Source organism: Succinivibrio dextrinosolvens (genome assembly GCF_900116345.1).
GTDB lineage: Bacteria > Pseudomonadota > Gammaproteobacteria > Enterobacterales > Succinivibrionaceae > Succinivibrio > Succinivibrio dextrinosolvens_B.
The window spans coordinates 79,543-93,895 of sequence record NZ_FPAH01000009.1 but is presented as its reverse complement, the minus strand read 5'-3'; the positions used below and the strand labels follow the sequence as shown (position 1 = coordinate 93,895).

At 39.4% G+C, this 14,353-nt stretch carries 11 protein-coding genes and 3 tRNA genes; 7 read left to right on the top strand and 7 right to left on the bottom strand.

Annotated elements, in window-relative coordinates; translation table 11 throughout:
- The first annotated feature begins 217 nt into the window (after positions 1–217).
- Positions 218–664 carry an RNA chaperone Hfq gene (locus BM308_RS13170; RefSeq protein ID WP_083425444.1) on the top strand — a complete coding sequence of 149 codons (447 nt, stop codon included), beginning with the start codon at positions 218–220 and terminating at the stop codon, positions 662–664.
- A gap of 103 nt (positions 665–767) precedes the next feature.
- On the opposite strand, the gene hldE is transcribed toward BM308_RS13170, so the two are convergent.
- The 7 genes from hldE to BM308_RS04585 form a co-directional block, all read right to left on the bottom strand.
- Positions 768–2,189 carry a bifunctional D-glycero-beta-D-manno-heptose-7-phosphate kinase/D-glycero-beta-D-manno-heptose 1-phosphate adenylyltransferase HldE gene (hldE, locus tag BM308_RS04615; RefSeq protein WP_074943246.1) on the bottom strand — a complete coding sequence of 474 codons (1,422 nt, stop codon included), beginning with the start codon at positions 2,187–2,189 and terminating at the stop codon, positions 768–770.
- 11 nt (positions 2,190–2,200) lie between these two features.
- Positions 2,201–3,172 (bottom strand): KpsF/GutQ family sugar-phosphate isomerase, encoded by a 972-nt coding sequence (locus tag BM308_RS04610; protein WP_074943244.1) that lies wholly within the window; start codon positions 3,170–3,172, stop codon positions 2,201–2,203.
- 163 nt (positions 3,173–3,335) lie between these two features.
- Positions 3,336–3,596 (bottom strand): helix-turn-helix domain-containing protein, encoded by a 261-nt coding sequence (locus tag BM308_RS04605; RefSeq protein WP_074839894.1) that lies wholly within the window; start codon positions 3,594–3,596, stop codon positions 3,336–3,338.
- Positions 3,597–4,144: 548 nt separating this feature from the next.
- Positions 4,145–4,220, bottom strand: a tRNA-Phe gene (locus tag BM308_RS04600).
- A 20-nt stretch (positions 4,221–4,240) separates the two neighbouring features.
- A tRNA-Phe gene (locus tag BM308_RS04595) sits at positions 4,241–4,316 on the bottom strand.
- A gap of 157 nt (positions 4,317–4,473) precedes the next feature.
- On the bottom strand, positions 4,474–7,149 hold the full coding sequence (secA, locus tag BM308_RS04590) for a preprotein translocase subunit SecA (RefSeq protein WP_074943242.1): 2,676 nt from the start codon (positions 7,147–7,149) through the stop codon (positions 4,474–4,476).
- 304 nt (positions 7,150–7,453) lie between these two features.
- Positions 7,454–7,529: transfer RNA gene (locus BM308_RS04585), tRNA-Gly, on the bottom strand.
- A gap of 229 nt (positions 7,530–7,758) precedes the next feature.
- Between BM308_RS04585 and asd the strand changes: the two genes are divergently transcribed.
- From asd to pykF, 6 genes are all read left to right on the top strand, one after another.
- Positions 7,759–8,601: an archaetidylserine decarboxylase gene (asd, locus tag BM308_RS04580; RefSeq protein ID WP_074943240.1), complete on the top strand. Its 843-nt coding sequence runs from the start codon at positions 7,759–7,761 to the stop codon at positions 8,599–8,601.
- A 229-nt stretch (positions 8,602–8,830) separates the two neighbouring features.
- Complete coding sequence (gene frdA / locus BM308_RS04575) at positions 8,831–10,645, top strand: fumarate reductase (quinol) flavoprotein subunit (protein WP_074943238.1); 1,815 nt, start codon at positions 8,831–8,833, stop codon at positions 10,643–10,645.
- The gene (locus tag BM308_RS04570; RefSeq protein ID WP_074839903.1) at positions 10,645–11,397 is read left to right on the top strand and encodes a succinate dehydrogenase/fumarate reductase iron-sulfur subunit; all 753 of its coding nucleotides are present in this window, start codon (positions 10,645–10,647) and stop codon (positions 11,395–11,397) included. Before frdA ends, BM308_RS04570 begins: the two co-directional genes overlap by 1 nt.
- Before the next feature lies 1 nt (position 11,398).
- Positions 11,399–11,851, top strand: a complete 453-nt coding sequence (locus BM308_RS04565; RefSeq protein WP_074943236.1) for a succinate dehydrogenase/fumarate reductase transmembrane subunit — start codon at positions 11,399–11,401, stop codon at positions 11,849–11,851.
- A gap of 12 nt (positions 11,852–11,863) precedes the next feature.
- Positions 11,864–12,241, top strand: a complete 378-nt coding sequence (gene frdD / locus BM308_RS04560) for a fumarate reductase subunit FrdD (protein WP_074943234.1) — start codon at positions 11,864–11,866, stop codon at positions 12,239–12,241.
- Positions 12,242–12,899: 658 nt separating this feature from the next.
- The gene (pykF, locus tag BM308_RS04555; RefSeq protein WP_074943232.1) at positions 12,900–14,318 is read left to right on the top strand and encodes a pyruvate kinase PykF; all 1,419 of its coding nucleotides are present in this window, start codon (positions 12,900–12,902) and stop codon (positions 14,316–14,318) included.
- Positions 14,319–14,353 lie beyond the last annotated feature (35 nt).

Sequence of the window (14,353 nt, the reverse complement as noted above, 5' to 3'; positions counted from 1 at the left end):
AATTTTAGTTGTTTTTTTAAGAAAATGCGACTTTTTTCACAATTTTTTATTAAAAAATTTTTCTATGTATTTTTAAGGCGCATAAATACTGCACTTTAACAGGTAATGCCCACAAAAATCATAGCGATAAAACAAAATTACTATCAATTCGTATCAAAAAGTATTGATTCATGGTAAATTAGTGCAAGCATTATTAATATAAAAGAGCGTGAATAAAGTGGAAGACTTTAAGAAAGATAATATTCAAACCTCAAACAGACAATTTTCAGAAAAACCATCCGATCACAAGCGACCAAGTGGAAAGATCGGAGGAAAACCTCATAAGAATGGAGGCAAAGGCAAAGATCGTCAGAAAGGTATGGTTAACGCCTTTGTTCAGGGAAAAGGACAGAATGCTGCTCTAAAATGGCTGATGGATTCCCGTACTCCAGTAAGTATCTTTTTAATCACCGGTGTTAAATTTGAAGGACTTGTAAGTGCCTTTGACGCTTTCACTATCAGTATTACTGATGTAAAACATCACCAGCAGATGATTTATAAGGACAAGATTTCAACAATAACTGTAAAGAAAGCGGAACCATCATCTTCACGAAACAGCTTCGGTCATCAGAAAAAAGATGACAACGGAGTTGCAGCTGTTCCTACAGATAAAACAGCAGAATAACTTTTTTTTGAAAAAACATATAAAAAACTCTCCGATTTTGTGGAGAGTTTTTTGTTTGGTAAGCACTGTTCTTACCAAAATAGAAAAGAACAGTTCCTATAACCTAGTTCTGTTGAATTTTCTTGACAATACTGGTTGTTGATTTACCCTCAACAAATGGAATAATCACAACCTTACCACCATTCGCAATAACTTCTTTGTGACCTGCAATTTCCTCAACCTTGTAGTCTCCACCTTTTACAAGAATATCAGGAAGAATTCTTGAGATAAGTTTCTGAGGAGTATCCTCTCCAAAGGAAACAACATAATCAACAGAGGAAAGTCCACTGAGAACAGCAATTCTGTCTTCCAATGTATTTATAGGTCTTGAGTCACCTTTCAGACGTTTTACAGATTCATCAGAGTTAACCGCAACAATAAGCTTATTGCCAAGAGACTTAGCCTGTTTCAGGTAGGTGACATGACCAGGATGAATGATATCAAAACAGCCGTTGGTCATCACAATCTTCTCTCCGCGTGACTGGAGCTCTCTTACAACCTTATAAAGCTCGTCCTCAGAGAGTTCTCCCTGTGACTCGGTCTTCTTGCCTAAAGCCTTTTCAAGTTCAGCTGGAGAAACGGTAGAAGTACCAATTTTACCAACAACAATACCTGCTGCACTGTTAGCATACTCACATGCAGTAACTATATCCATTCCGCTTGCAAGACAGGTTCCCAGAGTACCGATTACTGTGTCACCAGCACCAGTCACATCGTAAACTTCACGGGCATATGTTGGCAGGTGAACTGCTTTCATTCCTGGTCTGATCAAAGACATACCATCCTCAGATCTGGTTACCAGCAGCATCTTAAGGTTAAGCTTGCTGATCAAAGCAAGAGCTTTCTGCTCAAGATCTTCATCGTTAGCAACTTTACCAACCACAGCCTCAAACTCAGACATGTTCGGAGTTAAAAGTGTTGCTCCTCTGTATTTCTCGAAATCGGTACCTTTAGGATCGATTAGACTTGCAATACCAAGAGAGGATGCAATCTCAATCATCTTGCTGACTGAAGCCAGTGAACCTTTTCCATAGTCTGAAAAAATAACAACCTTTGAGTTTTTTACAGAAGCCTTAAATGACTTTAGAATCATCTCTTCATCAAGATTTGAAAAGGAATCTTCAAAATCCAGACGTAGCAGTTGCTGATTTCTTGAAAGAACTCTGAGCTTGGTTATAGTAGGATGATCTTTAGTCAGCACAAAATCGGTTTTGATAGAATGAGATCTTACGATTTTCTCTAAGATCTCAGCATTCTTATCTTCACCAACAATACCAACCAGATTACATGGCGCACCAAGAGAGGCAATATTAATTGCAACGTTTGCAGCACCACCAGCGCGTTCTTCCTTGTCTGTAACTCTAACAACAGGTACAGGAGCTTCAGGTGAAATTCTGCTACTTGGACCTTTCCAGTAGCTGTCAAGCATAACATCACCAACTACAGTTACCGCACCAGTAAAATTAACAGTCTTATCAGAACTCATTTTTATATTTCCTAAATAATTCCAGCCTGCATTAAATCATGAAGATTAAATGCTCCTATTGGGTGATTTTCGTTATCAGTTACAATCATGGAGTTAATCTTCAGTTTATGCATCATTGCAAGAGCATCTGCAGCAAGAGTATCAGAGCTTACTACACCGCGAACGGTTTTACTCATCAGATCTGCAATGTTTGCATCAATAGTGGCCCCCTTTTCAAGAGAGCGTCTTAAATCACCATCAGTATAAACACCAACAAGTTCATGCTTATCATTAACTATACAGATAAAACCAAGGGTTTTCTGTGTCATTTCAAACAGGGCATCTTTTAAGGATACATTAGATTTAACCACAGGGATTTCATTTCCCTTGTGCATAATATCCTGACAGTGAACAAGTAAACGTCTGCCTAAAGCTCCACCAGGGTGGCTCATGGCAAAGTCTCTCTCAGTAAAACCTCTGGATTCAATCAGAGCAACAGCCAGAGCATCGCCTAAAGCCAGCTCAGCGGTTGAAGATGAGGTAGGTGCAAGATTCAATGGACAGGCTTCTTTCTCAACATGGGCAGAAAGAGTTACATTTGCAGCCTTACCAAGACTTGATTGGGTATCACCTACAATAGCAATAAGAGGAATACATCTGCGCTTTAGAATTGGAATCAGTATTTTTAACTCTGAGCCTTCACCAGAATTTGAGATTGCAATTACACAGTCATCCTTGCCAATCATGCCCAAATCACCGTGAGCAGCTTCTCCTGCCTGAACAAAGAAGGACTGGGTACCTGTACTGGCCAGAGTAGAGGCGATTTTAGTTGCAATATGTCCAGATTTACCAACACCTGTTAAGATTACTTTTCCTTTGGTATTTAGAATAATCTGACATGCTTTGACAAAGTTTTCATTGATTGAAGGAATTAAATCAAGTATAGCCTGAGCCTCTTCTTTTAAGACTCTTACACCTGCGTTAATACATGCTTGAGATGACAAAATAGTAACTCCTATCTTCACAAAGAATTTGGGTATTTTATCACGCGACAGCAATTCATTGAAAAATATTTACGTTCAGAAAGGAGATATATGGTGAATTTAGAGAAATCAAAAAGCTGGGAATGAAGTGTCCTGACAGAAAGAATCAGGACACAGAAAACGATTAGACTCTAGCGGTTTCTTCTAACAAAATATTTGTTAAACGAAGATCAAGTCCTAAAACAGATAAGGCTTTAATATAATGACCCATAGAAACTGAAGGTAGACCATCTTCGATTGAACCTAAAGTAACACGTGTAGTTTCCATTAGTTCAGCCATAGAAGTTGCAGTAATACCTCTTCTGATACGAGCAGTTTTGATGCTTCTGCCTAATTTCTTTAAAGCGCTCTCAGCACTAGCAGATAATTGAATTTGTTTTTTCATTATAATCCATGCTTTATTATTCTAGTGACATCCAACCTCTCTCATAAGGGAGAGATTTCCAGAAGTGAAACTCACTTCATTTGGTTCATGTTCGCAAATAAGACATTAAAGGCTCAATCACAAACATACAGGGCAAGTCCTGCCCAAATCATCGGAAAAAATATACGATATGTTTTAAACAAAACAAACAATCTCTAAAAGAAAACAACTAATCAAAATTTTTCTGTTCAGCGATTGTTCCGTATACCGACAATTTTCTTCTAGGAAGAATTGATAAAAACAAACACCAACCAAATTACTTAATTGGTATTTATAAGCACATTCTTGAAAGACGCGCATATTATATTAAAAATATTGCACAATGTAATGACAATAATTGAGATATTTTTTTAACATCCCAAAATACAAAGAAATTTTGTTTACTTGTTGTAGTATAAGGATTTACTAATGACAGAACTCAAAAAAGTGTCAGTTATTTTATACAAAAACAATAGGACTAATTAGGAGTTTTATCTTGTTTTTGGAGTCAGGGAAATTTGAACTAAGGATGGTGCCCAGAGACGGAATCGAACCGCCGACACGGGGATTTTCAATCCCCTGCTCTACCGACTGAGCTATCTGGGCAAAAAGAAGTATATTTGAGATGGTGCCCAGAGACGGAATCGAACCGCCGACACGGGGATTTTCAATCCCCTGCTCTACCGACTGAGCTATCTGGGCAACGGCGGTTATTAAACCATATAGCCGTATTTCAGTCAAGCAATTTATAAAAAAAATCTAAAAAAAACTTGAAAAATAAACAAAAAGACCTTGTCCAGTTTCGGTCACAAAACTGGACAAGGTCTTAGAATACGTTTTTTAAGCGTTTCAGTTAGATTTAAACAAATCTGCCATGACAGACTTTATATTTTTTTCCAGATCCACATGGACAAGGATCATTTCTTCCAATATGCATATTTGCATAAAGTTTAGCTTCCTCTCTCATTTTCTGCTCTTCCTGAGCTGCTTCAAGCTGGGCTCTCTCTGCCTCAGCCTCTTCAGGAGACTTTAAACGAACCTGAACTCTGGAGAGGAATGAAACAACCTGAATCTTTAGATTATCAAGCATCTTAGTGAAAAGATTGAATGACTGAATCTTGTATTCATACTTAGGATTCTTCTGAGCATAGCCCTGAAGACCGATGCCCTGACGCATATAATCCATTGCAGATAAGTGCTCTTTCCACAGGGTATCAATACACTGCAGCATAATCTGTCTCTCAAGCTGATGCTGATTATCTGGTCCAATCAGCTCACATTTTGCAGCATACTGCTTATGAGCAATATCGATAATTCTCTGACGAATATCAGATTCAACCAGTTTCTCATCTTCCTTGAGCCACTGATCAACTGGAGCATCAATCAGGTAAGCACCTAAAAGCTCTTTCTTCAGACCTTCAATATCCCAGTTCTCAAGCAGAGAATTTGGTTCGATATATTTTGAGATAACGTTATCAATAACATCCTCAAAAATAGTATGAATGGTTTCAGAGATATCCTCGCCATCCAATACTGCATTACGCTCCTCGTAAATAACCTTACGCTGCTCGTTGGCTACATCGTCATACTCAAGGAGGCTCTTACGGATATCAAAATTTCTGGTTTCAACTTTTCTCTGAGCAGATTCAATTGCCCTGGTGATGAACTTATGCTCCAGAGGCTGGCCATCATTCATACCCATTCTGTGCATGAATGCTTTAAGCTTCTCTGATCCAAAGAGCTTCATCAGATTATCATCCATTGACAGATAGAATCTAGATGAACCAGGATCACCCTGACGACCGGCACGACCTCTTAACTGATTATCAATACGTCTTGATTCATGTCTTTCAGAGCCAATGATATGTAAACCACCAGCCTTCAGAACAGCATCATGTCGCTCCTGCCATTCTTTCTTGACCTGCTCGATTTGTTCTGAGCTTGGATTTTCACCTAATGCAAGAATATCAGACTGAAGGTTACCACCTAAGATAATATCTGTACCACGACCAGCCATATTAGTAGCAATTGTAACGGTACCAGGGCGACCGGCCTGAGCAACAATATGCGCTTCCATTTCATGGAACTTAGCATTAAGAACCTGATGCTTAATTCCAAGCTTGGTCAGCAGATGGGATAGTTTTTCTGAGTTTTCAATTGAGATGGTACCAACCAGAACAGGTCTACCAGTCTCGATTGTCTTCTTGATATCCTCAACTATAGCAGCATATTTCTGATCTTCTGTCAGATAGATAAGATCTGCCATATCCTTACGGATCATAGGTCTGTTGGTTGGAAGAACAATAGTCTGTAGACCGTAAATCTGCTGGAACTCGTATGCTTCAGTATCAGCAGTACCGGTCATACCTGCCAGTTTCTTATACATACGGAAATAGTTCTGGAAAGTAATAGATGCCAGGGTCTGGTTCTCTGCATGAACCTCAACCTTCTCCTTTGCCTCCACTGCCTGATGAAGACCATCTGACCAGCGGCGACCTTCCATCTTTCTTCCGGTATGTTCATCGATAATCAGAACCTCACCGTTCTCAACTACGTAATCAACATCCTTCTTAAATAGAGTGTGAGCTTTTAAGGCGGCCATTACGTGATGAAGTAAAGAAATGTGCTCTGAACTGAATAGCTTATCTCCCTTTGGAAGAAGACCTGCTTCAATCAGACGCTCTTCAATTTTGATCTGACCACGCTCTGTCAGGAAGGCCTGCTTGCTCTTTAAATCAAGAGTATAGTCGCCTTCACCAGTATAGGTTTCAGTGTCTTCCTTTTCCTGATAGATAAGTCCAGGAATAAGTCTGTCAACTGCCATATAGGCCTGAGCTGAATTCTCTGCAGCTCCAGAAATAATCAGAGGAGTTCTTGCTTCATCAATCAGTACGGAGTCAACCTCGTCAACAAGAGCATAATTTAGTTTTCTCTGTACCTTCTGAGAATTTGCATATGCCATGTTGTCACGAAGATAGTCAAAGCCGAACTCATTATTAGTACCGTAGGTTACGTCACAGGCATAGGCTGCTCTTTTTTCTTCAGGAGACATACCAGGAACATTCACACCAACTGTCATTCCCAATAAGGTATAAAAAGGTCTTGACCAGTCACTGTCACGCTTTGCCAGATAATCATTAACGGTAACAACATGAACACCGTTTCCTGACAGAGCATTAAGATAGCAAGGAAGAAGTGCGGTTAAGGTTTTACCTTCACCAGTTTTCATTTCAGCAATACGGTTAGCGTTTAGAACAATACCACCCATCAGCTGAACATCAAAAGGTCTTAAGCCAAGGGATCTTTTTGCAGCTTCTCTTGCTACAGCAAAAACTTCAGGTAAAAGAGACTCATAGGTCTCACCGTTCTGAATACGTGATTTAAACTTTGCGGTTAATTCCTTGAAATCTTCGTCTTTGATATCTGCAAACTGTGGCTCAAGAGAGTTAATAACTTTAACTATCTTTGATAGCTTTTTAACTGTTCTTTGATTTGAACTACCAATAATCTTGGTAACAATAGAAGTGACAAACATTTTTTTTATCTTTTAAAAATTGATCAATTTAATTATGTAAAACTAGTTTCTAAAATAACTGAGATTATACCTTATTGAAACTCAGCACGAAAGTCATAGAAAAAACGGATTTTACAACCTTATTTTTAATAAACATTATTTAAAGTCAAAAATTGTGCACTAGCACGCAGAGGAAAGACAAAAATGGATAATTTATTATCTATTAGACAATGAATAAAGAATTAATCTTGATGAGATAAGGACTAAGGGTCGAGAATAAGAATAAACAGAAAAAAAAAGATTTGCCTAAGCAAATCCTCTAGTTTGGAGCGGGAAACGAGGTTCGAACTCGCGACCCTAACCATGGCAAGGTTATGCTCTACCAACTGAGCTATTCCCGCATCCGATGGTGCCCATTATAGATTATTCTTACAAAATGTCAATATTTTTTTGATTTCATAGGTTACAACACTTTCCACAAGCACCTCTCCCACCGGAAAATTTGAAGTTAAACGCAATTTAGTTAAAAACTTTGTCTTTGTACTTTTGTTTTTTTGGTAGAATCTAACGCTTACTCAAATATCTACTAAACTTTAAGAGATCTGCACCACAGATTTAAAGAGGATTAATATGACTTTTACGTCTTTTTTATTAAAAACAGTTGAAACTCTTACACCATTTACAACATTAACATCGTTATCAGCTAAATTAACCGATGTTCCTATGGGTAAGTTTACTCAGTTTCTAATAAAAAATTTTATTAAAACCTTTAACATTAATCTTGATGAGGTTGCTGATACAGATATAACCTCTTACAAAACTTTTAATGATTTTTTTATCAGAAAACTAAAACCAGAATTAAGACCAATAGATAAAGAGTGTATAGCAGTGTGTCCTACAGACGGCACAATAGGACATGCAGGAATAATCAATGCTGGACGACTGATTCAGGCAAAAGGGCTGGATTACTCACTTAAGGCACTGATCGGTGGAAGCGATCAGGATACAAGATTATTTGAAAAAGGTAGGTTTGCCTGCATTTATTTATCTCCAGCAAACTATCACAGAATTCATATGCCAATCGACGGCAAACTCATAAAAACAATTCATGTACCAGGAAAGTTATTTCCTGTTGGAAAGAAAAACATTTCCAATATGCCGGATTTATACACAACTAACGAACGACTGGTCTGTTTCTTTGAAACATCACTTGGCACGCTTTGTGTTGTAATGGTAGGAGCTGCACTGGTAGGTTCAATTCATACATCTTGGTCCGGTACAATCGACAGAAAAGTCGGATTGGATATCAGGAACTACGAATGTGATGATATTCGATATTCAAAAGGCGATGAAATCGGATATTTCAAATACGGAAGTACAGTTATAACTCTTTGGCCAGAAAATGGCGGAGAGGTTGCAAAGGATTTACAGGAAAATCTACCTGTAAAAATGGGCCGATCAATGATTGTGTAACAATCGTTGAATCATAATGTGTCACATTTGTGATATACCGTGGAATTTAGACAATTGTCTAAAATTGTAGATTATTTTTTATTTTATATTTCAATATGTTAATAAAAACAGACATTTTAAATAAAAATAAACTTTAATTTACAGTTATAATCATGCTGTTTTTTTTGCTTGCTAACCTTGGTAAATGTCGCTTAAGACAAAATATCCAATAGGTAATTAGGAGATTCACGTGGAAAAATATCAAGCCGATGTTGCGATCGTGGGTGCTGGTGGAACTGGTCTTCGTGCTGCTATTGCAGTTGCTCAGGCAGATCCTAAACTAAAAGTTGCACTCATTTCCAAAGTTTACCCAATGCGTTCACACACTGTTGCCGCTGAGGGTGGTGCTGCTGGTGTAGTTCGTGACGACGATTCTTATCAGAAACACTTCGAAGATACAGTTGCTGGTGGTGACTGGTTATGTGAACAGGACGTTGTTGAGAAGTTCGTTCGCCAGGCTCCTCAGGAGTTATACCAACTAGAACACTGGGGCTGTCCTTGGAGCCGTAAACCAGATGGTGATGTTAACGTTCGCCGTTTCGGTGGTATGAAAGTTCCACGTACATGGTTCGCAGCTGATAAATCAGGCTTCCACATGTTACACACCCTGTATCAGACTTCTGTACAGTTCCCATCTATTCACCGCTTTGATGAGCACTTTGTTTTAGATCTTCTAGAGGAAGATGGAGAGTGTCGCGGTGTAGTTTGCTACGACCTTCAGAATGGTGTATTCCGCCAGATCAATGCTAAGGCAGTATTCTTAGCAACCGGTGGTGCAGGTCGCTGCTATCTATTCAATACTAACGGCGGTATCGTAACCGGTGATGGTATGGCTTTAGCTTATCGTCATGGTGTACCTCTACGTGATATGGAATTCGTTCAGTATCACCCAACCGGTCTTCTAGGCTGTGGTCTGCTGATGACCGAAGGTTGCCGTGGTGAAGGAGGTGTTCTGTATAACAAGGATGGATACCGTTACCTACAGGATTACGGTCTAGGCCCAGAGACTCCTGTTGGCAAACCACAGAACAAGTACATGGAATTAGGTCCTCGTGATCGTCTGTCACAGGCATTCTGGAATGAGTCAAAGAAAGGACGTACCATCAAGTATCCACTAGGTGAGGCAGTACATCTAGACCTAACCCACTTAGGTGAGAAATACTTACATGAGCGTTTACCTCTGATCTGTGAACTTGCAATGACCTACTCAGGTGTTGATCCTGTTAAGGCTCCTGTTCCAGTTCGTCCTGTTGTTCACTACACCATGGGTGGTATTGAGACAGACGGAAATACCGCAACTCGCATGCCTGGTCTATATGCTGGCGGTGAGTGTGCTTCAGTTGGTATTCACGGTGCAAACCGTCTAGGTTCTAACTCACTAGTTGAAACCATCGTATTCGGTAAGATCGGTGGTGATGCAATGGTTGAAAGGGCTCACAACGTTAAGGACTTCGATTCTGCAGAGCTGACCCGTCAGGCTGAGGCTGCTGAGAAGAGAGCTCTAAGCCTATTTGACGTTAAGGGCACAGAGTCTATGTCTAAGATCCGTCACGAGATGGGTCAGTCAATGGAAGAAGGCGTTGGTATCTATCGTGAAGAAGAGTCAATGCAGAAGACTATTGATGTTCTTAAGAATTTACAGAAGCGTATCGTTAACGTTGGCTTAACAGATCGCGGTCGTGTATTCAATACTGAATGGATGAATTTAATTGAGTTAGGCTATACCTTAGATGTTGCTCAGTGTATGGTTCATTCTGCAATTAACCGTAAGGAATCACGTGGTTCACATCAGCGTTTAGATGGTCCAAATGGAGCATACAAAGAGCGTGATGATGTAAACTTCTTAAAGCACTCATTAGCATTTAAGTCAACTGACGGTGCCGATGAGCCACGCATCGATTACAGCGGTGTTAAGATTACAACCTTCCAGCCTGCTAAGCGTGTATATGGTGCAGAGGCAGAAGCAGCAGAAAAAGCTAGAAAAGCAGCACAGGAGGCTAAATAATGGAAGCTACTCAGAAGACTATGAAAGTAACTGTTCTACGTTACCGTCCAGAACAGGATAAAGAGCCTTGGGAGCAGACTTTTGACGTTCCTTACCACAAGGATACATCAGTTCTAGAAGCTCTTTTCTATATCAAAGATAACTTTGAACCAAGTTTATCATTCCGTTGGTCATGTCGTATGGCTGTTTGCGGTTCATGCGGTATGATGGTAAATGGTGTTCCTCATCTTGCATGTAAGACTTTCCTTCGTGATTACGAAGGCAAGGATATGAAGATTGAGCCTCTTGCAAACTTCCCAATTGAAAGAGATCTTGTAGTAGATCTGTCAGATCTGATTGAGAAGATTGAGCGCATCAAGCCTTACATCATTCCAGATGCAAAGAACGCTAATATGCCACTGAACAAGAACTTCAAGCAGACTCCTATGCAGATGGAAGCTTACCTACAGTTCGCTCAGTGTATTAACTGCGGTTGCTGTTATGCAGCTTGCCCTCAATACAAGCTAAATCCTAAGTTTATCGGTCCTGCAGCATTAACATTGTTATATCGTTACAATACCGATAACAGAGATGCTGGTGCTAAGTTACGTGCTCCATTCCTAAATTCAGAGGAAGGTGCATGGGGCTGTACATTCGTTGGTTACTGCTCAGAAGTTTGTCCTAAGCATGTTGATCCATCTTCAGCAATTCAGCTAGGAAAGAAGATGAGTGCAACTGACTACGTATTTAACATGATCAAACCGGAGCATTAAAATGAGCGAAGTTAAGTCATTCCGCAAACCATATAATCCTCCAGTCAATAAAATGACCTGGTGGTTAGAAAATTCATTCTACACAAAATACATGATTCGTGAAGGTACTGCAGTCTTAGCTTTATTTGCTGTTTTAGAGATTGTTTTCGGTATCTTTATGTTGGCTCTATGCGACATTGGTCCAATTCCAACCTTATCTGGAATTGCTCCATATGCATGGTACTTACAGAGCTTCCTTGGCAATCCTGTTATTATTGCCTTAAACGTAGTTGTACTAGTATCTCAGTTATATCATGCAATTACCTGGTTTGCTCTGATGCCATCAGCTGTTCGTGTATTTATGAACAAGAATTCAACCGAACTACTACCTAGATGGGTTATTACTGCAGGTCTGTATGCAGCTCTAGCTGGTGCTACTGTTGTAATCCTTGGCGTAGCATTTTTAACCGTATAAGGAGAATTACAAATGCGTCAATTTCTTCCAACTCGTTCTGATGAACCAATGTACTGGTTAATGTTCGGTGCTGGCGGTATGGTAGCCTCAATTGTATTACCTGCAATTGTTGTTGTTTTGATCGCTGCAGGCTTAACCTCTGATGATTTACAGCATGGCGTGTTAAACCTAGGACAGGTAGCAAGCATTTTCTCTAACTGGTTCCTAAGCCTTGTTGTTTTCGGTGTTGTATTCCTACTAAGCTTCTATGCTTTACACAGAATGCACCACTCAAGCCATGACTTTGGAATTCACTCTAAGTTAGTATGGTACATTGCATACGGTTCAGCAGCCGCTGTATCCTTTATTTCATTAGGCTTACAGCTGTTAATGTATGTAAAATTCTTCTAAAAAAGAATGAATTAGCAGTAAAAAACCGAGCTTAAAGCTCGGTTTTTTTATCTGAAAACAAAACTAACATTATACATATGAAATCCTTTTACTTTATTAAGGAGGTTAATTAAGTAAATTTACAGAAAATATTCATTCTTATCCGTTGATTTTTAATAGTTTTTAATAAAAATCAAATGATTGGTTTTATTAACTTTCACTTTGTAGTCTTATGTGATGTAAATCACACTTTTTTCTCTTTCCATAATTTTTAATTCTGTTATAATTCAGCTAAAATTTTTTAGAGACTGGGGTATTTATACTAGGCTTCTGATAAAGGAATTCCGGAATAAATACAGCTTTAAAAAAACATAACTATAAAGTTATAAGTGTATATGACATGTCAGATGGATTTCTGCAGAAGGTAAGTCAGATTACAGACCAAATCTCCTGCCACGATTTGTTGTATAAGAACACCAGATAGCTTATGAAGCAATTCAAGAGCACTTGGTAAGTGAATTTGTAGGGCATCAGAACTGTCCATTCATTACAGCCTCTATAGAAAAGATGACAGATGCTTTTTAAAAGAGGAAGTTTCTAAGTTCGTTAGTGAAATTTTAAAGAAACAGTTCTACTTATTTTGAATTAATCTTGTTAACTCCGTTTGGGAGCCTAAAAAATGAAAAAAACTAAAATGGTATGCACTATCGGACCAAAGTCCGAGAAACGCGAAGTAATGGAAACCTTATTAAACTCAGGCATGAACGTAATGCGTCTGAACTTCTCTCATGGTGATTTTGAGGAGCACGGCGGTCGTATTACCAATATCAATGCTATCATGGAAGAGACCGGTAAAGTATTTGCTGTTCTTCTAGATACCAAGGGCCCTGAGATCAGAACCTGTGACTTAGAGAACGGTGAAGATGTTGAGCTAAGCACTGGTGATAAGATTACCTTAACTTCAGATGCTTCTTTCGTTGGTAACAAGACCAAAGTTGGTGTAACCTATCCTGACCTTGCAAAGGACTTAAAGGTTGGTTCAACCGTTCTTTTAGACGATGGTCTAATCGGTTTAACTGTTACTGCAATCAACGGTAACGATGTTGAGTGCGAAGTTCAGAACAATGGTATGTTAGGTGAGCACAAGGGTGTAAACCTTCCAAATACCCACATTTCAATGCCATTCTTATCAGAGAAGGATAAGGGTGACCTACTGTTCGGTATCAAGAGAGATGTTGATTTCATCGCTGCATCATTCACCAGAACCAAGGAAGATGTTCTAGACATCAGAAACTTCCTTGATGCAAACGGTGGTAACGAAATCAAAATCATCTGCAAGATCGAGAACCAGGAAGGCTTAGACAACTTCGAGGACATTCTTGCAACAGCTGACGGCATCATGGTTGCTCGTGGTGACATGGGTGTTGAGATTCCTGCTCAGGAAGTTATCTTTGCCCAGAAACACATCATCAAGCGTTGTAACGAAGTTGGCAAGCCAGTAATCACTGCAACTCAGATGTTAGATTCTATGATTAAGAATCCACGTCCAACCCGTGCAGAAGCTGGTGACGTAACCAACGCTATTTTAGACGGTACCGATGCAGTTATGCTATCAGGTGAGTCAGCTAAGGGTAAGTACCCACGTGAAGCTGTTAGAACCATGAACACCATCTGCGAGAGAACCGACTCATACTGTGAAGAGTACGCAGACGAAGTTTATCGTTATGTAGAAGCAGCTCCAACCGTAACTGATTCTGCATGTTTAGCTGCAGTTGAAGCTTCTGAAAGCTTAAATGCTCCAGTTATCGTTGTTGCAACTGAGCACGGTAACTCAGCACGTGCAATCCGCAAGTTCAACCCTAATGCAGTTATTCTTGCATTAACTCCTAACTACAAGGCAGCACGTCAGTTATGCTTAACTCGTGGTGTTCTACCTAAGATTGTTGAGAGAATCAAGTCAACTGACGAGTTCTTCAAGTTAGGTAAAGAGTTAGCTGTTGAGCTAGGTTTAGCTAAAGCTGGTGATAAGATCATCATGGTTAACGGTGCATTAGTTCCATCAGGAATCACCAATACCATGTCTGTTCAGACTATCTAATAGTCAAGCTTACAGTTAAAGAAAAGGACCTGAAT